19 protein-coding genes are annotated in these 19113 nt (G+C 62.4%); 11 read left to right on the forward strand and 8 right to left on the reverse strand.

Annotation, left to right across the window (positions count from 1 at the left end):
* Positions 1–48: 48 nt before the first annotated feature.
* From KYT97_RS15670 to KYT97_RS15680, 3 genes are all read left to right on the forward strand, one after another.
* Positions 49–810, forward strand: a complete 762-nt coding sequence (locus KYT97_RS15670; protein ID WP_179300765.1) for an enoyl-CoA hydratase-related protein — start codon at positions 49–51, stop codon at positions 808–810.
* Positions 811–1053: 243 nt separating this feature from the next.
* Positions 1054–1569: an OsmC family protein gene (locus KYT97_RS15675; protein ID WP_219110191.1), complete on the forward strand. Its 516-nt coding sequence runs from the start codon at positions 1054–1056 to the stop codon at positions 1567–1569.
* Positions 1570–1605: 36 nt separating this feature from the next.
* Positions 1606–2919, forward strand: coding sequence for a bifunctional o-acetylhomoserine/o-acetylserine sulfhydrylase (locus KYT97_RS15680; protein ID WP_045064988.1), 1314 nt, complete (start codon positions 1606–1608; stop codon positions 2917–2919).
* A 64-nt stretch (positions 2920–2983) separates the two neighbouring features.
* Here KYT97_RS15680 and bphC read toward each other — a convergent pair whose 3' ends face one another.
* From bphC to KYT97_RS15705, 4 genes are all read right to left on the reverse strand, one after another.
* The gene (bphC, locus tag KYT97_RS15685) at positions 2984–3904 is read right to left on the reverse strand and encodes a biphenyl-2,3-diol 1,2-dioxygenase (protein ID WP_045064991.1); all 921 of its coding nucleotides are present in this window, start codon (positions 3902–3904) and stop codon (positions 2984–2986) included.
* A 35-nt stretch (positions 3905–3939) separates the two neighbouring features.
* Positions 3940–5118 (reverse strand): acyl-CoA dehydrogenase family protein, encoded by a 1179-nt coding sequence (locus KYT97_RS15690; RefSeq protein ID WP_033233236.1) that lies wholly within the window; start codon positions 5116–5118, stop codon positions 3940–3942.
* 304 nt (positions 5119–5422) lie between these two features.
* Entirely contained in the window at positions 5423–6283 is an 861-nt protein-coding gene (locus tag KYT97_RS15700) for an alpha/beta fold hydrolase (protein ID WP_033233239.1), read from the reverse strand.
* Between the two features lie 76 nt (positions 6284–6359).
* Positions 6360–7268: an IclR family transcriptional regulator gene (locus tag KYT97_RS15705; RefSeq protein WP_033233241.1), complete on the reverse strand. Its 909-nt coding sequence runs from the start codon at positions 7266–7268 to the stop codon at positions 6360–6362.
* Positions 7269–7405: 137 nt separating this feature from the next.
* Between KYT97_RS15705 and KYT97_RS15710 the strand changes: the two genes are divergently transcribed.
* Positions 7406–8275, forward strand: a complete 870-nt coding sequence (locus tag KYT97_RS15710) for a TIGR03619 family F420-dependent LLM class oxidoreductase (RefSeq protein ID WP_033233243.1) — start codon at positions 7406–7408, stop codon at positions 8273–8275.
* 31 nt (positions 8276–8306) lie between these two features.
* Positions 8307–8816 (forward strand): nuclear transport factor 2 family protein, encoded by a 510-nt coding sequence (locus tag KYT97_RS15715; protein ID WP_033233245.1) that lies wholly within the window; start codon positions 8307–8309, stop codon positions 8814–8816.
* 63 nt (positions 8817–8879) lie between these two features.
* Here the strand turns inward: KYT97_RS15715 and KYT97_RS15720 are convergent, their stop codons facing one another.
* Positions 8880–10463 carry an acyl-CoA synthetase gene (locus tag KYT97_RS15720; protein WP_219110192.1) on the reverse strand — a complete coding sequence of 528 codons (1584 nt, stop codon included), beginning with the start codon at positions 10461–10463 and terminating at the stop codon, positions 8880–8882.
* A 70-nt stretch (positions 10464–10533) separates the two neighbouring features.
* Positions 10534–10686 (reverse strand): hypothetical protein, encoded by a 153-nt coding sequence (locus tag KYT97_RS15725; protein ID WP_162487725.1) that lies wholly within the window; start codon positions 10684–10686, stop codon positions 10534–10536.
* A 258-nt stretch (positions 10687–10944) separates the two neighbouring features.
* Here KYT97_RS15725 and KYT97_RS15730 point away from each other — a divergent pair, with 258 nt between their 5' ends.
* The gene (locus tag KYT97_RS15730) at positions 10945–11883 is read left to right on the forward strand and encodes a 3-oxoacyl-ACP reductase (protein ID WP_033233249.1); all 939 of its coding nucleotides are present in this window, start codon (positions 10945–10947) and stop codon (positions 11881–11883) included.
* 28 nt (positions 11884–11911) lie between these two features.
* The gene (locus tag KYT97_RS15735; protein WP_033233251.1) at positions 11912–12655 is read left to right on the forward strand and encodes an SDR family NAD(P)-dependent oxidoreductase; all 744 of its coding nucleotides are present in this window, start codon (positions 11912–11914) and stop codon (positions 12653–12655) included.
* A 44-nt stretch (positions 12656–12699) separates the two neighbouring features.
* Here KYT97_RS15735 and KYT97_RS15740 read toward each other — a convergent pair whose 3' ends face one another.
* Positions 12700–13605 carry an amidohydrolase family protein gene (locus KYT97_RS15740; RefSeq protein WP_219110193.1) on the reverse strand — a complete coding sequence of 302 codons (906 nt, stop codon included), beginning with the start codon at positions 13603–13605 and terminating at the stop codon, positions 12700–12702.
* 126 nt (positions 13606–13731) lie between these two features.
* Between KYT97_RS15740 and KYT97_RS15745 the strand changes: the two genes are divergently transcribed.
* Positions 13732–14259: a nuclear transport factor 2 family protein gene (locus KYT97_RS15745; RefSeq protein ID WP_033233253.1), complete on the forward strand. Its 528-nt coding sequence runs from the start codon at positions 13732–13734 to the stop codon at positions 14257–14259.
* 5 nt (positions 14260–14264) lie between these two features.
* The gene (locus tag KYT97_RS15750; protein ID WP_033233811.1) at positions 14265–15398 is read left to right on the forward strand and encodes an NADH:flavin oxidoreductase; all 1134 of its coding nucleotides are present in this window, start codon (positions 14265–14267) and stop codon (positions 15396–15398) included.
* A gap of 71 nt (positions 15399–15469) precedes the next feature.
* Here KYT97_RS15750 and KYT97_RS15755 read toward each other — a convergent pair whose 3' ends face one another.
* Positions 15470–16033, reverse strand: a complete 564-nt coding sequence (locus tag KYT97_RS15755; RefSeq protein ID WP_219112971.1) for a ribonuclease H family protein — start codon at positions 16031–16033, stop codon at positions 15470–15472.
* A 73-nt stretch (positions 16034–16106) separates the two neighbouring features.
* Between KYT97_RS15755 and KYT97_RS15760 the strand changes: the two genes are divergently transcribed.
* Both KYT97_RS15760 and KYT97_RS15765 read left to right on the forward strand, forming a co-directional pair.
* Positions 16107–17033 (forward strand): DNA-3-methyladenine glycosylase family protein, encoded by a 927-nt coding sequence (locus KYT97_RS15760; protein ID WP_219110194.1) that lies wholly within the window; start codon positions 16107–16109, stop codon positions 17031–17033.
* A 414-nt stretch (positions 17034–17447) separates the two neighbouring features.
* The gene (locus KYT97_RS15765; RefSeq protein ID WP_245005834.1) at positions 17448–18815 is read left to right on the forward strand and encodes an NHL repeat-containing protein; all 1368 of its coding nucleotides are present in this window, start codon (positions 17448–17450) and stop codon (positions 18813–18815) included.
* Positions 18816–19113: the final 298 nt, after the last annotated feature.

Raw genomic sequence — 19113 nt, forward strand, 5'->3', positions numbered from 1 at the left:
GCCTTGCAATCAGCGTACGTAAGAATATAGATGGACTACAGTCCAATTATGTCGACTGTAACCACTGAACGCCAGGGCAAGGTACTTATCGTTCGGATCGAACGCGAAGAACGTCGCAACGCCATCAACCGCGAAACCGCCGAGGGCATCGAATCCGCACTCGACCTCCTCGACGACGATCCCGAGCTGTGGGTCGGCATCATCACCGGCACAACCTCCGTCTTCTGCGCCGGCACCGACATCCGTGAGCGGGCCGACCTTCGCATGCCGCGCGGTGGCGAATACGGCATCATCCGGCGACAGCGCAACACGCCGTTGATCGCAGCAGTCGAGGGATACGCATTGGGCGGCGGATTCGAAATCGCCCTGGCCTGCGACTTGATTGTTGCCTCTCGCACAGCACAATTCGGCCTTCCCGAGACCCGCCGCGGATTGGTCGCCACGTCGGGCGCCCTGTTCCGGGCACCACGCGCACTACCTCTCAACGTTGCCCGTGAACTCTTGATTACCGGCCGCACACTCGATCCCGAACGCGCGCTGAATTTGGGCGTCGTCAATGCGGTAACCGAATCGGGCAAGGCGCTCGACGAAGCACTGGCTATAGCGTCGGAAATCTGCGAATCCTCCCCCACCTCGGTGAGCCTGACTTTGAAGTCGGTGAATGCCCTGTACACCGAAGATGATTCGCATGGCTGGAATGTCACCGACACGGCGCGCGATCACATCCTGCAATCGCCGGACATCGCCGAGGGACTCGACGCATTTGCCAACCGCCGAGTGCCACGTTGGAACAACGTCCCGACCGCATGAGCAACCAGCATTCGGGACAGATTCCCTATAGGGCTGGTGGGAAAGGTTGCCAGCCGGTTACAGTCACTGGCGTGACGGGATTCGGCGCATACACGACACGCACGCTGCTGACGCGGCGTCGCCATGTCGATTTTGCGCACGTCTGTACCTCTGGGTGTCCGATCTTCTGATCGGACCTACTTCCGCGGTCACCGCCCGCGGAAGGTATTCGTATGCTCACCCAGATCAGGGGATCTTTCTGTCATGACCACCGCATCCGTTTCACACTTGAGTTCCGTTGTTGCCGCAAACGCTGACGCGATCGGCAAGGACGCCGGCAAGGCTCATGTCGTCTTCAAGGCGTCGGCGCAAGCTCACGATGCCGTTGCCAGCACAGTCACGCTCGGCAAATACAGCGTCGAGGTCGACGAACCGCCGGCCCTCGGCGGCGAGAACACTGCCGCCAATCCGGTCGAGTACTACCTCGCTTCACTCCTGTCCTGCCAGGTGGTGACGTATCGAGTATGGGCGGACAAGCTCGGCATCCGACTCGACGACATCTCGGCACGCGCCGAGGGCGACCTCGACGTGCGCGGCTTCTTCGGATTCGACGACGCTGTCCGCCCCGGTTTTTCCGAGGTTCGTGTGGTTGTCACACTGACCGGCCCGGAATCGCGTGAGCGCTACCTGGAGTTGCAGGAGACGGTCGACGCCCATTGCCCCGTGCTTGATCTCACCCGCAATCCTGTTCCAGTGAATACAGTCGTCGAAACCGCCTGACCCGCATCAATCACCTTCACTACGGAGTATGAATTCATGAGCGAGAACACCCCAGCCGAAATTGATCCGACCGCCAACTGGTCGTTCGAAACCAAGCAGGTCCACGCCGGGCAGGGCCCCGACAGCGCCACCAATGCTCGGGCACTGCCGATCTACCAGACCACCAGCTACGTCTTCGACAGCACCGACCACGCCGCCGCGCTGTTCGGCCTCGCCGAACCCGGCAACATCTACACCCGCATCATGAACCCGACGCAGGACGCCGTCGAACAGCGCATCGCTGCCCTCGAAGGCGGAGTTGCGGCGCTACTGGTCGCGTCCGGTCAGGCTGCGGAGACGTTCGCGATCCTCAACCTCGCCGAAGCCGGTGACCACATCGTCTCGAGCCCGCGTCTGTACGGCGGCACGTACAACCTTTTCCACTACACGCTGCCCAAGCTCGGTATCACCGTCGACTTCGTCGAAGACCCGGACAACCTCGATCACTGGCGCGAGGCAATCCGTCCGAACACCAAGGCGTTCTACGGCGAAACCATCTCCAACCCGAAGAACGACGTGTTCGACATCCCCGGCATCAGTGCGATTGCCCATGAGAACGGCATCCCGCTGATCGTGGACAACACGGTCGCAACTCCGTATCTCATTCAGCCGCTGAAGCACGGCGCGGACATCGTCGTACACTCCGCCACCAAATACCTTGGCGGACATGGCACCGCGATTGCCGGCGTCATTATCGACGGCGGAACTTTCGACTGGACCCAGGGTCGCCACACCAATTTCACCACCCCGGATCCCAGCTACCACGGCGTCACCTTTGCCGACCTCGGTGCGCCCGCTTACGCTCTCAAGGCCCGCGTTCAGCTTCTGCGCGACCTCGGTTCGGCAATCGCACCGTTCAACGCGTTCCTGATTTCGCAAGGCATCGAAACGTTGAGCCTGCGTATCGAGCGCCACGTGTCCAATGCGCAGAAGGTGGCCGAGTTCCTCGACAGCCGCGCCGAGGTTACGTCGGTGGCCTACGCCGGACTGCCGTCATCTCCGTGGCACGAGCGCGGAAAGCAGCTGGCACCCAAGGGCACCGGCGCAATCGTGGCGTTCGAGCTGGCCGGTGGGGTCGATGCGGGTAAGAAGTTCGTCAACGCCCTGACTCTGCACAGCCACGTCGCCAACATCGGTGACGTCCGCTCGCTGGTCATCCATCCCGCGTCGACGACGCACTCGCAGCTCACTCCCGAGGAGCAGCTCGCGTCGGGCGTTACCCCGGGACTCGTCCGCCTGGCAGTCGGAATCGAAGGAATCGACGATATCCTCGCCGACCTCGAAATCGGTTTGGCTGCAGCAGCTTCCTGATCGCCGACAACAAAAGGCTCGGCCCCGACGCGAAAGTCGGGGCCGAGCCTTTTGCCGGGTGAAACTAGCTCTTGGGCGTGAAGGCCGCAAGCGGTTCGCTTGCTGACCAGTCGTGGCCCCAGTAGCTGTCCGCTGTGATTTCCTCAGCGGTGTAGAACGCTTCGTCGACCAGCATTCCCTCGCAACCGAATTCGAGGTCCCAACCACCGGGAGCGCGCACGTAGAACGACACCATCTTGTCGTTCGTGTGACGGCCCAAGGTCGAGGAGATCGTGAAGCCGAGCTTGGCGACACGATCGAGTGCCTGACCGACAGAGTCGAGGGTCTCGGCTTCCATCATCAGGTGCACCAGACCAGGCTCGTCGACCGGCGGGGCCGGGCACAGAGCCAGGCTGTGGTGACGCTGGTTGACACCCATGAAGCGGACACGGCGAGCCGGCGGCGGCGCGTCGATACCGCCGAGGCGAATGGAGCCGCGCGGCAGGAAGCCGAGAACCTCGGTGTAGAAGGCGTGTGCTTCGTCGAAGGCCGTGACGGGGAGCACGACGTGGCCGAGTCCCTGATCGCCGGTGACAAAGCGTCCACCGTGCGGGGTGACCAACGGGCTGTGGTCGAGAACCGGCCCGAAGAAGACCTCGACACGGTTGCCGTTGGGATCGTTGAACGCGATGACCTGCTCGGCGTCGCGGTAGCTGGCATCGGTCTCGGAGAGAACCTCGACCTCGACCCCGGCCTTCTCGACGGCTTCGCGAACACGCTGGAGCGCGAACTGATCTCGCACTTCCCAGCCCACTGCCAGCGCCTTGTCCGACTCACCCGGAAGGACGATCAGTCGCGAGCGACGCTCGTCCAGACGGAGGTAGAGGCCGTCGGGTTCCGGGCCGCTGCCGACCGCGAGACCGAGTCCGTCAACCACGAGCTCGCGCCAGCGAGCCACGTCCTGCGTTTGGATCCTGAGATACCCCAGGCCCCGAATTTCAGTCATGCCTAACCGTCCTTGCTTCGAAAGTATTTGTGGGACTAGATCATCGAGCGGTGGATGCCCTGCGGCTCGCCACCGAGCTGCGTCAGGGTCGACGCGTGGAAGATCGATCCGGGCACGTGGATGGCATGCGAGAGACCCGCGTGCGCGTCACGCCAGAATCGCTGCATCGGAGTGCTGAGCTGGAGGGCGCCGCCGCCGGAGCGAGCGAAGATCTCGTCCACTGCGCGCACTGCACGCCACGCGGCAGCCGTCTGAGTGCGTCGGCCGATGGAACGAAGTTCGAACGAAACTTCCTGGCCCTTTTCGGTCATGTCCCAGAAACGGTCGACCGTCTCGAGGATCGCCGCGCGCGAAGCCGCGATCTCCGCAGCAGCCTCGCCGATGGCGAAGAGTACGTACGGATCTTCCTTGATCGGGACACCACTGACTGTGACGCGCTCACGCTGGGCTGCAATGTTGCAGGCCAATGCGCCTTCGGCGATACCGATCAACGAGGAGGTGATGCCGAGCGGGAAGATGCAGGAGAACGGGAACTTGTACAGGGTCTCCGTGCGGCCGGCTTCCTTCCACGCGCTGCCGTCGTACACCTTGGACGCGTCGATGGTGCGGTAGGCGGGGAGAAAAGCATCCTTGATGATGAGGTCCTTGGAACCGGTGCCTCGCAGGCCCACGACGTTCCAGCTGTCCTGGTCGATTTCGTAATCGCTACGCGGCAGCAGGACGTGCAGGTGCTTCGGCGGCATGAGGGGCTTGCCCTCGGCGTCGCCGACCATCGCGCCGATCATGACCCAGTCACAGTGATCCGTTCCCGAGGAGAATGACCAGCGACCGTTGAGGATGTAGCCACCGTCGACGGGACGAGCAACACCCATCGGTGCGTACGGGGAAGCCATCCAGGTGTCCGGGTTCTCGCCCCAGACCTCTTCCTGCGCCTTCTTGTCGAAGAATGCAAGCTCCCACGGGTGGACGCCAACGATGCCGCTGACCCAGCCGGTTGCGCCGTCCATCGCGCCGATAGCCATTGCCGTCTCGGCGAACTCACGCGGGTGCGATTCGAGCCCACCGAATTCCTTGGGCTGGAACATGCGGATGACGCCGGAATCGCGAAGACGCTTCGCGTTGCCGTCCGACAGCTGCATGATCTTGTCGCCCTCGACGCCGCCTGCGCGGATCTCGTCGGCGAACTGAGAGATGTTGTCTAGAACCTGTCCCATGGTTTTCTCGGCTTTCTGGTTTCGGTACCCGGCGAATGCCTAGGCAGACTTCTTCGCGGCGAGTCCAAGCGCGATGTCGATCAACTGGTCTTCCTGCCCACCAACTACCTTGCGGCGGAAAACTCGCTGCGTATCACTGAGCATCGCGTCCTCCTGGAAGATCTGGCGAGGTGAAAATCTGTTGGTGAAACCGTGGCAGGTGCGGATCGGTAGTGCAGAAATGCTTCCCGGTGAGTGGGAGCAGCCCCTGTGCGCCTTTTTGGTAGTGGGAACTGCCGGAAAGGCGCACGGGGGCCGAAGGCCCTTACGGGCGGGTAAGGAATGCCAGAACTGCCGAGACCCAGGCGTCGCGGGCCTCGATCATCGTCCAGTGACCGCACCTGGGGAAGATGTGCACTTCACCGTTGGGAATGTCGCGCATCGGCAGAATCGCCATGTCGACGGGGCTGACGCGGTCATCGCGACCCCAGGTGAGCAGTGTCGGAGCCTTGATCTTGTTCAACTGTGCCCAGTACGGAACATCCGTCGACGCAGCAGCGGCGGCGCCCATAGCGGCCATGGCCTTGCTGCTGTACATCCGGCGTGCGATCTCGAGGGTCGTCGGCTCGGTGGCGAGCGCCCAACGCTCTTCGATGAGCTGCTCGGTGACAACGGCCGGGTCGAAGACCATCGACTGCAGCCAACGGATCAGGGCTTCGCGGGTGGGGTTGTCGGTGAATTCCATGAGGAGCTTGATGCCTTCACCGGGGCCGGGCGAGAAGGTGTTCTTGCCCATGCCACCGATGGTGACGAGCTTGCTGACGCGGTGCGGTTCGTCGATCGCGACCTTGGTGGCGACAATGCCGCCCATGGAGTTGCCGATCAGGTGGACGGGACCGAGACCGAGTCCGTCGAGGAACGCGCTGACCGAAGCCTGAGCCATCATCATCGGATGGCCGTCGCCCGGGTCGCTGACGCCGAAGCCGGGGAACTCGAGAACGTAGCAGTGGAAGTGCTCGGCGAAGTCCGCGAGAACGCCGCGGTAGTTGCGCCACCCGGTGACTCCGGGACCTGATCCGTGCAGCAGCACCAGCGGCGGACCGTCGCCGGCCTCGTGATACCGAAGCACACCGAGATCGGTCTGCAGCTCTTTCAGAGTGTCCTCGTAGCTCAGTTCAGTCGTCATACCCGGAACGGTGCCATCACCGCCGCTGAGCTGCTACGAACCGTCCCGATCAGCGAGACAGAAAGGGCAAGAAAACTCAGATCCACTGCTCGGTGGACGCCGCCAGAAGTCGGTCCATCGTGTCTGCCGAGAAGGTGTTTGTCGGGATCGGAGGAGCCTTGCGGCCACGGCGAGGCGCACCCAGCTCGGGGTACAGCGAGCGCGAGACCTCACGGGCCGCGTCGACTACCAACGGGGCGACTCGCTCGAGCTGAGCCGTCCGCATGTCGCCGCACAACGCAATGCTGCCGACGGGGCCTTCATGCCCACGAATCGCAGCGGCCACGCATGCCAGGCCGCGAGCGGATTCACCGCGCTCGAAGGCCAAGCCCCGGCGCTGACGGATGCGGTTGAGTTCCTGATGCAAGATGCCGATCTCCGCGATGGTGTTCTCGGTACAGCGCGGAAGGGTCGCGCCGAACAAGGCGTCGACGCGCTCCGGATCGATCCACGCGAGCATCGCCTTGCCGCCCGCGGTGGAGTGCGCAAGAACCCGGCCACCGACGCGCGACGGGAGTGCAGCGGCAAACCGGCCGCCGACCTTGTCGAGATAAACAGTTTCACGGCCGTCGAGCACCGAGAGGTGCACAACCATTCCGGTCTGAAGGTGCAGTTCGTGCAGGAGGGGTGCAGCAGCTTCACGAATCTGGCTGTGGCCACCGTCGCCGCCACCGAGGCCGAGTGCACGCCGTCCGAGGCAGTAGCCGAACGATGCGTGATCTACCCAGTCGAGCTTGACGAGCTGATCGAGAATGCGGTGGACGGTGGAGCGCGGCAACTGCGTGCGGCACGCCACCTCTTCCAGGGTGAGCCGTGCTGCGCGTCCGTCGAAGGCGTCGAGAATCAGCGTCATCCGCTCGACCATCGACGGCGGAAGATCCTTTTTAGCCTGAGCGCTGGTCGGCTGAGCAGTGGTCATGGTGTCGTTGATTTCAACGATGGTCATTGACGCCTCCCGGAAACTGGAATTGATTCTAGTGACTATAACCCAGGTCACAGTATCTGGAAAGCCAATCCGACAATCTCATCCCGATCACCGGAAATTTCTGTGCCAGAACTGCTCGTCGCAGCTATAAACGCTCGATGCACCTCGGACTCGTCACACCGGTACTGATCCAGCACCCCAGCACCCGATCAGATTGGGAAGCGACGGCTGAGATCGACGAGGTCGCACAGATCGCCGAAACTGCTGATCGCCTCGGTTTTCACCACCTGACCTGCAGTGAACATATCGCAGTTCCCACAGAAATAGCCGGAGAACGCGGCGGAACCTACTGGGATCCGCTCGCAACACTCGGATATCTTGCGGCTCGAACACGCACTATTCGGCTCGCAACTCAAGTGCTCGTGCTGGGATACCACCACCCACTGGAGATCGCGAAGCGCTACGGAACGCTGGATCGGGTCAGCAACGGGCGACTTGTCCTCGGCCTCGGAGTCGGGACGCTAAAAGAAGAATTCGATCTCATAAACGCTCCGTTCACCGATCGTGGAGCTCGCGCCGACGACGCCCTCGCAGCGCTGCGCACCTCGCTCTCCACTCCGCTCCCGGAGTACCACGGCGAGTTCTACGACTACTCGGGATTTGTTGTCGAGCCGCACGCCGTCCAACCGCGAGTGCCTCTCTGGATCGGTGGCCGCACCAAGCGCTCACTGCGCCGCGCACTCACCCATGGCGACGGCTGGGTTCCCTTCGGACTGCGCCTCTCGGAGCTCGCGGACATGCTCGCGGCAGCGCCGCTCCCCGAGAACTTCGACGTCATCTTGTCCACTGGCGCAGCCTTCGATCCGCTCGGCGACCCGGAACGCGTCGTCCGCTCACTGACCCGAGTCCGCGACGCCGGTGCCACGATCGCCAGCACGTCGATCAGCGCGTCGAGCGCTGAGCACTTCGCGGAACAACTCGAGGAACTTCACCGCATCGCCCTCGCCGAGGGCATCGATTTCACCTGATTGATCCACTTCGTCTACGTAAGGAATGCCGATGACCGACGCCACCGCACTGAGCAACTCACTTGCCCTGGTCGAATCACTGATTGCCCGAGTCGAATTGCTCGAAGACAAGCTGGCCATCACCGAACTGCTCACCGCGTACAGCCCGGCCGTCGACAGTGGATCTGCCGACGAGGTCGCAAACCTGTGGCTAGAGGACGGTGTCTACGACGTCGACACGGGAGCAATGCACGGCCGTGGCGAACTCCGCGCCATGGTGCGCAGTGCCGCTCATCAGAACTGGATCATGAACGGCGCAGCGCACATGATGACGCCGGCACACATCCGCATCGACGGCAACAAAGCCGTCGCAACCTGCCACTCGCAGCTCGTGATCAAGGATCCCGAGAACCCGTCCGGATTCAAGGTTCTCCGCATCACCGCGAACCGGTGGGAACTGGTCAAGAACGACGGCGTCTGGAAGGTCGAATTGCGTACGAACGCGCTCCTCGACGGCCGCCCCGAAGCCCGCGCCCTCTTGGCCGCAGGAGTAACGAACTAGTTCTGTGCTCTGCCCGAACGTCATCCAGCGCGTCCCTCACAAAACGCGCTGGATGACGTCGAACTATTTGGCTTCCGTCAAAGTTGCCTTGGCCCAGCGGTAGTCGGCCTTGCCACTGGGAGAACGACGGATCTCCGACACGCTCACGACGGTACGAGGCACCTTGTACCGCGCGACCTGAGACGCGCAATGCTCACCGATCTCGGCGAGGTCCGGGACAGCGAAACCGTCACGAGTGGTGATGACCGCAGCCACGCGCTCGCCGAACTTGTCGTCCGGCACTCCGGCAACCAAGGCGTCGAGAACAGCCGGATGACTCTTGAGTGCCTGCTCGACCTCTTCGGGGTACACCTTCTCGCCACCGGTGTTGATGCACTGAGAACCGCGCCCCAGCAGAACGATCGAGCCGTCGGCCTCGACCCGTCCGATGTCGCCGAGTACCGACATGCGGACGCCGTCGACGACGGGGAACGTCGCTGCCGTCTTCACGGGATCGTTGAAGTATCCGACCGGAACGTGACCGGAACGAGCGATGTACCCGGTCTCGGGTGAACCGGGCTCGAGCGGACGCATCCGATCGTCCACGACACGAGTCTCGTCGCGAGCGGCGATCCGCATCAAGCCGTCCGCGCCGATCTCGAGGTTGCCGTCGACGCCGGACTCGGACGAACCGAAACCGTCGCGGATGATCAGGTTCGGAAGAATCGACTTCAACTGCTCACGCAGTGAGAGCGAGAACAACGCTCCGCCGGACGAGACCATGCCCACCGTGCTGAGGTCGTATTCGGCCGCGTTCGCAGCCAATTCGTCGGCGAGCGGGCGTGCCATCGCGTCGCCGACAACGGTGATGGAGACGGCCTTTTCGCTCCCGGCAAGCTGGAGCGTCTTCTTCGCGTCGAAACGCGCCATCAGAATTGCGTTGGCGCCCATGAAGAATCCGGTGAACAACGAGTAGGACGCCGCGCCGTGCATCAGCGGTGCAGTGCTGAGCATGTTCATCGCGGGGACGTGCGGCACAGCGGCGTACAGATCTTCGGCCTTGACGTGCGGAGGGCCGAACGGGTTTCCACCTGTGAGCGCTGCGAAGTAGAAATCCTCGTGACGCCACATGACGCCCTTGGGCATACCCGTCGTGCCGCCGGTGTAGATGACAAAGAGGTCGTCTTCGCTGCGCGGCCCGAAGTCTCGCTTGGCCGACTGCGCCTGCGTTGCAACGTCGTAACTGATGCTGTCGACGCCGGCAAGCTCGGCTTCGCCGACGACGACAACATGCTTGACGCCGGGCGTTGTGGGAAGGATCGACGCGACGGTGTCGGCAAACTCCTCGTCGACGATGAGTGCGACCGCCATGGAGTCGTTGTAGAGGTACGTCAGCTCGGCATCGACGTAGCGGTAGTTGACATTGATCGGCACTGCGCGAATCTTGAGGCAGCCCAACAGGCTCTCGACATATTCGATGCTGTTGCGCATGTGCAAGGCGACGTGATCTCCCGGTCCGACGCCAACACTCGCGAGGTGATGGGCGATGCGGTTCGAGCCTTCGTCGAGTTCCGCGTATGTCCGTCGACGCCCGTCGCACACGATTGCCGTGCGATCCGAGATCAAGTCCGTTACGCCCTCGTACAGATCTGCCAAATTCAGTGACACTGTTGGTGCCTTCCGTTATTTCAGGTGCGGCAGGTCCGGCCCGGCCGCATCTAGTGGTACTTCGAGTGCGTCATCCGCCGATCCGACGCCCCAACAACGATGCCAGGAGCTGCGCAGATCCTCCCGTTGTTCCACCCGATGCAGCCAGAGCGGATCCTGCTGTGAGGATCTCCGACGATTGGCTGGGGCGTAGATGCTTCCGAGCAGGCGAGTCGTTGAACATGGGTTGCTCCGGGCAGTGTCGGCGGTGACGCAAGTGCGTGCGCGCCCGGTCGGCGCGTAGCCACAAGGTGGCATGTCCAGCTCGTGACCTACATCACCGCTCCCACTGACCGGGACTGTAGTGTTCTGGCTCGCATTTCTGATCAAAACTAGAACTAATTCTGATTTTGACTCTGCTAGTTTTGCCGAATTTACGCCAAAATAGACTGAACAAATTAGAATGAATACTAATTTCTGACCCGGATCGAAGGAGCACGACATGACGCAATCACTGAGCTTGGAAGGCAAAGTAGCCGCAGTCACCGGTGCCGGCGCCGGACTCGGCCGCGCGGAGGCACTCGGCCTCGCAGCAGCCGGCGCAGCCGTCATCGTCAACGACATGGGCCCCGCAGCCAATGACGTGGTCGACGAGATCAAGGCCGCAGGCGGACAGGCCATCGCCATCACCGGCGACGTCTCCGACTGGTCTCTCGGTGCGCGCTTCGTCGAGGAAGGCGTCAAGAACTTCGGCTCCTTCGACATCCTCGTCAACAACGCGGGCATCCTGCGCGACAAGATGATCTTCAACCTGACCGAATCCGACTGGGACGACGTCATTCGCGTGCACCTCAAGGGCCACGCCGCAACCTCCCATGCAGCTGCAGTGCACTGGCGCGCCGCAAGCAAGGCAGCCGACGCTCCCGTCTACGGACGCATCATCAACACCTCCTCCGAAGCCTTCCTCTTCGGCAGCGCCGGACAGCCCAACTACTCGGCAGCCAAGGCCGGCATCACGGCTCTGACGCTCTCGAGCGCAGCCGGCCTCTCCCGTTACGGCGTCCGCAGCAACGCAATCTGCCCGCGCGCGCGGACCGCAATGACAGCAGATGCGTTCGGCGAGAACAACACCGGTGTCACCGGTCTCGATCCGCTTGCACCCGAGCGTGTTGCAACTCTGGTCAGCTACCTGGCTTCGCCCGCCTCGGACGAGATCAACGGACAGGTCTTTGTCGTCTACGGCAAGATGGTGGCGCTGATGGAAGCACCGAAGGTCGAGAACCGTTTCGACGCAGCCGGATCCGCGTTCACGGTCGAAGAGCTCGGTGGTCAGCTCTCGTCGTACTTCTCGGGCCGTGGCCCCTACGAGACCTACGCCGCTTACAGCATCGCCGGCCTCGAGAAGATCGCACTCGCAGTCGACGAGACCGCAACCGTCTAAACAGCATCAACACAGAAGGAGCGTTTTCATGAGGTTGAACGGCAAGGTAGCGATTGTCACCGGCGGCGCCGGCGGAATCGGTCGCGCAATCACCCGAGTCTTTGCCCGTGAAGGCGCGAAGGTCCTGTTCGTCGACATCAACGACGAGCAGGGCCAGGCCCTCGAGCAGGAACTGGCCGGCGCCGGCAAGTTCCTCAACGTCGACCTTGCCGCCGCAGGTTCGGCAGAGCAGATCCGCGACGCCGCACTCGAGGCGTTCGGCAAGCTCGACATCCTGGTCAACAACGCCCACGCGTCTCGTCAGGCCCCGCTGCTGGAAACCACGCAGGACATGTTCGACCTGTCCTTCAACACCGGCTTCTACCCGGTTGTGCACCTGATGCAGGCGTGCCACGACGAACTGGCGAAGACCAAGGGTTCGGTCATCAACTTCGCCTCCGGTTCAGGCTTGGACGGCATGCCCACCCAGACGTCGTACGCAGCGGCCAAGGAAGCTGTGCGCGGTCTGACCCGCGTCGTTGCCAACGAGTGGGCGCCGGAAGGCATTCGGGTCAACGTGGTCTGCCCGTTCGCCGCAACCGAAGGCGTCGTCAAGTGGCAGGAAGCCTTCCCCGAGCGTGCAGCCGCGTCGGTGGCCAAGGTTCCTCTCGGACGTATCGGTGATCCCGAAACCGACATCGCTCCCGTCGTCGTGTTCCTCGCGAGCGACGACTCGCAGTACATGACCGGTCAGACGTTGATGGCCGACGGCGGCAGCATCAAACTGCGCTGAGCGAAGCTCTTCACTGCGCTGAGTCGAAGTTCTTCTCGGTGGGCTCAGCTCACCGAGAAGAGCTTGGCCGCGTTGTCGTGTACGACGGCGCGCAACCACTCGTCTCCGAGATCGAACCGCGTAAGTGCTTGCAACGATTTGAGATACGGGTACGGAATGTTCGGGAAATCGCTCCCGAAGAGTATCCGGTCCTGCATGTCGATCAGGCGAGAGATATCCGACTTCGGAAAGGCACACTGCTCTTCCGTGAAGTCGGTGAACGCCATGGTGGTGTCCAGGCGCACATTCCCGTACGCCTCTGCAAGATCAAGGAATTCGCTGTACTCCGGCATACCCATGTGCGCGATGATCAGCGGCAACCTCGGGTAGCGTGCCAGCAACGACACGATTCGATCCGGCCCGGTGAACGTACCCGGCGCCGGCCCTGAGCCACAGTGAATGACGATGGGTGTCTCGGCGTCCTCGAGTTGGCCCCACACGTTGTCGAGCAACGGATCGTTAGGGTCGTAATTGCCGACCTGGATGTGGGACTTGAAGATTCGCGCGCCCGACTCCAACGCTTTCCCGACGTACGACGCGGCCGTCTCTTCGGGATAGAACGTGGCCGTATGTAGGCAATCCGGCGTTTGGGCGGCAAACTCGACGGCCCACTGATTGAGCCACTCAGCCATCGCGTTCTTGTGCGGGTAGATCATCGAGGTAAAGGCGCGGACTCCGAATTCACGCAGCCGCTGTACGCGTTCCTCTTCCACCAGGCGATACGTGATCGGCCATGGTCGACCGATCATCGGCCCTGCCGAGTCGAAGTACCCCCACACTTTGTCCATGACACTCTTGGGCATGAAATGGGTGTGAACGTCGATCAAGCCCGGAACACCCAGCTCATCCCAAAAGTCCCGAACCGCGGCGATCTCCTCGGCCCCGGGGACCGAATCCGTATCTACGCACATAGCGAGCGCTCCTTCCGTTTGCTCGACCATACCGAGTGTTGTCGCGCTCACTGAGACAGGTGATTGACGGCAAGGCTGTACGCACTCGAATCTGAAGGCATCTTGCCGATTACTGCTGGAGGTTGCATGTCTTTGACCGAGTCCGAAGTCGCGTCACTCAGTCCTGTCGAGGAACTACTCGCAATCGAGGAAATCAAGAAGGTCTTCTCGGCTCGCCTGCGTTGCATGGACACCAAGCAGTGGCATATCTACCCGACACTGCACACCGAGGACGTCGTCAGCGAAACCTGGGGCGGCCTCCCCACGGACAAGCAACCCAAGACCGGTGACACCTCCAATCAGGTGGTCGGTATCGAGAAACTCACCAACGCCATCCGGAACATGCTCGACGGCGAGATTCCTCTCACCACGGCGCACCACGCACACACACCTGAAATCGTGCTGACCTCCCCCACCACCGCCACGGGAATCTGGGCGATGGAGGACATGCTGTGGTGGAACGACGGTGAGAAGGAATTGCACCTGCACGGCTACGGCCACTACCACGAGGAATACCGCAAAGAGAACGGTAAGTGGCTGATCAGCTACCGCACTCTCACGAGGTTGCGCGTCGATCAGGACCCCGGATTCTTCCGATTCATGAAAGCACTGTGATTGACATGACCAGTCCCCTTTTCCAGCCTTTGCGCATTCGTTCGCTCGAATTGCCCAACCGCATCGTCATGTCCCCGATGACGCGCACCTACTCCATCGAGGGCGTCCCCGGTCAGGATGTCGCCGACTACTACCGTCGACGCGCTGAGGGCGGCACCGGCCTGATCGTCACCGAAGGCGTTGCGATCGACCACGTAACTGCGGTCGACCATGCCAACGTCCCCAACCTGCATACGCCCGCCGCTCAGGCCGGCTGGCGCAAGGTCATCGACGACGTTCACGGCGCCGGCGGCAAGATCGTGCCGCAGCTCTGGCACGTCGGCCCGTTGTGGGGCGCGATGACGCAGATGGATCCTTCGCTCAAGCCGATGCGCCCGTCCGGTGAGTGGGGTCCGCTCGGTGTCACCTCGTACTCTGCCGCCTACGTCGAGCGCGCCCAGGCAACAACCGACGCGATGACCGAGCAGGACATCGAAGACGTGATCGCCGCCTACGTCCGCAGTGCGAAGCACGCTGTCGAGCTCGGCTTCGACGGCATCGCCATCCACGGCGGCCACGGCTACCTACTGGATTCCTTCTTCTGGGAAGGCACCAACCGGCGCGACGACGCGTGGGGCGGCGACTTGGAGCGTCGTACCAAATTCCCCGCAGCCGTCGTTGCGGCGATCCGCGAAGCCATCGGCCCCGATCTGCCGATTATCTACCGCTTCTCCCAGCACAAGCAGCAGGATTTCACCGCGAAGATCGCGGAAACCCCGGAAGAGCTGGGCGTGATCCTGGGCGCTTTGGTCGATGCCGGGGTCGATGTGCTGGACGCCAGCATCCGACGCTTCGACGTTCCCGCCTTCGAAGGCAGCGACCTCTCGCTCGCCGGCTGGGCCAAGAAGCTGACCGGCGCCGTCACCATGGCCGTGGGCAGCGTCGGCCTGGGAAAGTCGTTGCGCGACAGCCGCATCGAAGGCGTTGCACCCGTCGTGGACAACATCCCCCAGCTCGAGGAGCGCATCGGTAGCGGAGAGTTCGATCTGATCGCGATCGGCCGCTTGCACTTGGCTGATCCGGCACTCGCCACCACCCTGCGTGCCGGCGGTCCCTTGCCGGCATTCGATCGAGCGGTGCATGAGGGCAGCTTGATCTAGGGGGCTGCGCCCCCTGTGCGCCTTTTTGGTAGTGCCCACTACCAAAAAGGCGCACAGGGCCGAAGGCCTTTTTAGAACAGTGTGAACAGATCTTCCGGTTCGACAGCCGTCGTGGACTTCTCCTTGTACGAGGAGTTCACGACGGTTACTTCTTTTTTCACCGGCACCGGTGCCTGCGCAGCAAGTGGTACCGACTCGATGTCCCCGGAGACAATCGCACGGGCGGCTTCGCCTGCCAGCTTGTCGGCCATCTCGTTGTAGTGGTTGCCCACGTGCCCGCGGACCCAACGGAAACGCACCGGCCCGACACGATCGGTGATGGCACGGTCGATGCTCTGCACAAGTTCCAGGTTCTTGACAGCGCCGCCGCTCGCGGTTTTCCAGCCCTTGCGCTTCCAACTCGGCAGCCACTCCGACGCACATTTGATGGCGTATTGGGAGTCGGATTCGATGAGCAAAGGCTCGTCTCCGGGGTGAGCGACAACGGCCTCGAAGAGCGCCCTCAACTCGGCGATCTGGTTGGTTCCGGATGATTCGCCGCCCGACATCGACGGACCCTCGTGATTTACCCAAGCCCAGCCGATAGCTCCGCCGGGGTTGCGCAGACAGGATCCGTCGGTGCTCACGATGATCATGGCTCGGACCTTACGTTGCCCCACCGACATGTGTCTGAACGCGGGGCGACCGTTGCAGATACGCTGGCCGACGATGACGCCGAAACTCGAGGCTGCCGAAGTCACGGTGACTTCTCAGCGACCACTCGATGCCGCGCTGACGCTCAGCCCGCATCAGCGCGGACCTGGCGACCCCGCTCACAGGCGTACCCCGGACGGCGCGATCTGGCGAGTTTCCCGCCAACTTTCGGGTCCTGTGACCTACCGCATTACACAGTCGGATCGCCACACCGTCCGCGTGCAGTCGTGGGGCGTCGGCGCTACGGAGTTCCTGGGCGGAGCCGAAGCATTGCTCGGTCTCGACGACGAAGCCGACGATTTTGCTCCCGAACATCCCAAGCTGGCCGAAGCTCATCGACGCTTCCCGCATCTGCGGATCGGACGCACCGGACGCGTCATGGAGGCTCTCGTCCCCGCCATCCTCGAACAACGTGTCCACGGCGTCGACGCCTTTGCAGCGTGGAGACGTCTGCTGACCAAGTTCGGAGAACGAGCTCCCGGACCGGCGCCCGACGGAATGCGAGTTCCACTCACCGCGGATCAGTGGCGACGGATGCCGTCGTGGGAGTTTCATCGCGCGAACGTGGACCCGGCAAGATCCAAGACGATCGTGCAGTGCGCTCGGGTTGCCGATCGACTCGAGCAAGCGTCGACCTTCTCGAGGGCGGAGGCGACGAGGCGATTGCGAGCCGTGCCCGGCGTCGGAATCTGGACGGCCGCGGAGGTGGCCCAGCGTGCATTCGGCGATTCGGACGCTCTGTCGGTGGGCGACTACCATCTCGCCGCAGTTGTCGGCTGGTCACTCCTCGGCGAACCGATCGACGACGCTCGTATGGTCGAGTACCTCGCTCCCCTGCAACCGCATCGGTATCGGGCGGTCCGGCTCCTGCAGGTCAGCGGCCAGGCCGTCAAACCGAAGTTCGGGCCTCGCACCGCAATCGCTGATCATCGTTGGTACTGACACTGCCGCGCGACCACACCGCCGCGCGACCACGTCAACACTTCATCCATAAACCTTGCGCCCCAACAGATTCAGATGTTCTTCGGGAAATTTCAATCAAACTACGCTGCAACAACTTTGGTCGACTCCAGCAAAACAACCACCGAACCCCGGAGTCCGTTTCCTCGACAGGTCCACGGTTATCACGCACCTCCGACGAGTTAACTCGTTACAGCACAGACTTTTTCATAGCACCGTACCCGTAAGACGTCGACTATGGTCACGGCCCCGACGCGACTTCGGTGTGCGATCGGTCTCATCACAAAACCACGAATCAAAGTTAGGGTTACCTGACCTCCAGATTGGGAGGCATTCTGATCAGAAAAGGCATCCTTCATGAGATTGCATCACTACCGACGTACGGTCACGGCGCCAATGGCTGTCGCTGTAGCCGTCGTCGGTTTGGCCGTCATGGCACCCTCCGCACACGCCGCTCCGGCGAAAGCGCCGACGTACGGCGTCATAGCAAGCATCACTGCGAATCAGCCTGGCGACATCGCCGTCGATTCAGCCTCGCACCGTGCTTATGCCACGCAATACGGCACGACTTCGCTTGCAGTGCTGGACATAAGCACCGGCGCGAATCTGTCGTCTGTAGACGGTGTCGTGGCGTACCAGTCAGCGGTTGCCGTGGATCCGGATCTCGGACGGGCATACGTGACGTCGTCCTACGGCGGGGCCATCTCCGTCATCGACACGGTGACCGGCTCTGTCACCAAGACAGTAACGCTCAGCGACAAGAACCCCGACGGCACTCGCCCGGCGATCAACGACGTGGCCGTCGACCCGGTAACGCACCGCGTGTACTTCGCCGACTACCGCACCGGGATCATCCGCGTCCTCGATCCCAATGCCGCTGACTCGGTGACGGACCTCGTCGTCCATGCTGACGCCACACCCACAAAGCTCGCCTTCGACGCGAAGCGCGGCCTCCTCTACGTCGCCGACACCAACCTGATCTCCGAGAGCTACGGGCGCACGCTGTGGCAGATCGACGTACGCAATGGCGGCGCTCCGACACCCGTCGTGCGCGGCTCGGACATCTACCCGGTCGAACTGGATGTGAACGACGACAACGGCTACGTCTACATGACGGACACCCGCACGACGAATGTCTGGGTAATCGACCCCACGCCAGGACGTATTCAAGTGCTCGACAAGATCACCCTCTCCGGTGACACGATCGCGAGCGGAGTCGTCGTCGACTCAGCAGCGGGCATCGCCTATGTCGCAGATGTGAAGCAAGGTCTCCTCTGGTCAGTAGACCTCGCTGACCGTTCCGTCGCAGCACTCGACAGCACACGCGTTCCCGAACTCGATCGCGTGAAGTCTCTTGCACTCGACGAGTCCACCGGAGCCGTTGCGACAACAACCAATAGCGGCCGACTGACCGCCATTGCTACCTATCCCGAGCTGACGACGACCTCCCTGCCGACCGCACACGTCGGCCAGGCTTACGTGCACCAACTCACCACGGTAGGAGCCCGCACCGTCTCCTTCGAAGTAACCGGGGCCGCACTACCTGCAGGGCTGACACTCGCAAACGACGGAACTATCTCGGGCATCCCCACTGCGACCGGAACATTCACCACCGAGATCACCACGCGGGGCGTTCTGTCTCAGACAACAAGCCTGACCATCCTCGTCGACGACGGCGAAGTTACCCCGGAAGTGCCTGGCACCGGAGGGACTGGGTCGCTCGAACTGCCCACCGGCAGTCTCGGCGGGCGCTCGGGCCGCTGACACCCGGATACGGCAATCGACTTCACGCGGAATGCAGAGCCCGACCACAACACGTGTTGTGGTCGGGCTCTGCATTCCGGAAGTAGCCATCACTCAAGCTCCTACCAGCGCGTGAAATACACCCGTTGCATCATGTTTCAGAACTGGGCCGAGTCGGCCGATGCACAATGCGCAGAGTTACGAAAACTGCTCGAGCATTCACAGCGCCAACGAAATCGAGCCGTTTCAACCAGTTCGACCCGTGCCAGTGCCGACTCACAAACTCAACCACCAATTCTCAGAAAAGGGGATTCTGTCA

The organism is Rhodococcus globerulus (assembly GCF_019334125.1).
GTDB classification, from domain to species: domain Bacteria; phylum Actinomycetota; class Actinomycetes; order Mycobacteriales; family Mycobacteriaceae; genus Rhodococcus_F; species Rhodococcus_F globerula.

Coding starts and splice junctions, on each gene's coding strand:
- KYT97_RS15725 (WP_162487725.1), bottom strand. CDS start 10,686: ATGTTCAACGACTCGCCTGCTCGGAAGCATCTACGCCCCAGCCAATCG.
- KYT97_RS15715 (WP_033233245.1), top strand. CDS start 8,307: ATGACCGACGCCACCGCACTGAGCAACTCACTTGCCCTGGTCGAATCA.
- KYT97_RS15680 (WP_045064988.1), top strand. CDS start 1,606: ATGAGCGAGAACACCCCAGCCGAAATTGATCCGACCGCCAACTGGTCG.
- KYT97_RS15710 (WP_033233243.1), top strand. CDS start 7,406: ATGCACCTCGGACTCGTCACACCGGTACTGATCCAGCACCCCAGCACC.
- KYT97_RS15755 (WP_219112971.1), bottom strand. CDS start 16,033: ATGATCATCGTGAGCACCGACGGATCCTGTCTGCGCAACCCCGGCGGA.
- KYT97_RS15765 (WP_245005834.1), top strand. CDS start 17,448: ATGGCTGTCGCTGTAGCCGTCGTCGGTTTGGCCGTCATGGCACCCTCC.
- KYT97_RS15700 (WP_033233239.1), bottom strand. CDS start 6,283: ATGACGACTGAACTGAGCTACGAGGACACTCTGAAAGAGCTGCAGACC.
- KYT97_RS15745 (WP_033233253.1), top strand. CDS start 13,732: ATGTCTTTGACCGAGTCCGAAGTCGCGTCACTCAGTCCTGTCGAGGAA.
- KYT97_RS15735 (WP_033233251.1), top strand. CDS start 11,912: ATGAGGTTGAACGGCAAGGTAGCGATTGTCACCGGCGGCGCCGGCGGA.
- KYT97_RS15730 (WP_033233249.1), top strand. CDS start 10,945: ATGACGCAATCACTGAGCTTGGAAGGCAAAGTAGCCGCAGTCACCGGT.
- KYT97_RS15675 (WP_219110191.1), top strand. CDS start 1,054: ATGACCACCGCATCCGTTTCACACTTGAGTTCCGTTGTTGCCGCAAAC.
- KYT97_RS15750 (WP_033233811.1), top strand. CDS start 14,265: ATGACCAGTCCCCTTTTCCAGCCTTTGCGCATTCGTTCGCTCGAATTG.
- KYT97_RS15705 (WP_033233241.1), bottom strand. CDS start 7,268: ATGACCATCGTTGAAATCAACGACACCATGACCACTGCTCAGCCGACC.
- KYT97_RS15690 (WP_033233236.1), bottom strand. CDS start 5,118: ATGGGACAGGTTCTAGACAACATCTCTCAGTTCGCCGACGAGATCCGC.
- KYT97_RS15760 (WP_219110194.1), top strand. CDS start 16,107: ATGACGCCGAAACTCGAGGCTGCCGAAGTCACGGTGACTTCTCAGCGA.
- KYT97_RS15670 (WP_179300765.1), top strand. CDS start 49: ATGTCGACTGTAACCACTGAACGCCAGGGCAAGGTACTTATCGTTCGG.
- bphC (WP_045064991.1), bottom strand. CDS start 3,904: ATGACTGAAATTCGGGGCCTGGGGTATCTCAGGATCCAAACGCAGGAC.
- KYT97_RS15740 (WP_219110193.1), bottom strand. CDS start 13,605: ATGTGCGTAGATACGGATTCGGTCCCCGGGGCCGAGGAGATCGCCGCG.